1 pseudogene is annotated in these 235 nt (G+C 76.6%); it reads right to left on the reverse strand.

Annotated features, from left to right (window positions below):
• A pseudogene (locus ACQG3P_RS23995) lies at positions 1-235 on the reverse strand (primosomal protein N'); the annotation flags it as partial.

A 235-nucleotide genomic window follows, 5' to 3' on the forward strand; every position in this document is an offset into this window, starting at 1 on the left:
TGCGCAGTCGGGGCAGGCCAGTGGCGCCGGCGGGCGCGCCCCGCCGGGGTGGCCTTGCAGCCGGGGGCCGCCGGCGTGGGCGGTCATCGGGGCATCGCAGCGTTTACAGGGCGCGGTCCAGCCGCAGTCGTGGCTCAGCAGCACCGGCGCGTAGCCGCGGCGGTTCTTGAACACCAGTCGCTGGTGGCCGGCCGCCAGGTGCTGGCCGCTGCCTTCCATCACCGCGGCCGAGAGG

The sequence above is a fragment of the Stenotrophomonas sp. SrG genome, from assembly GCF_050031795.1.
In the GTDB taxonomy this organism is placed as follows: Bacteria; Pseudomonadota; Gammaproteobacteria; order Xanthomonadales; family Xanthomonadaceae; genus Stenotrophomonas; species Stenotrophomonas rhizophila_A.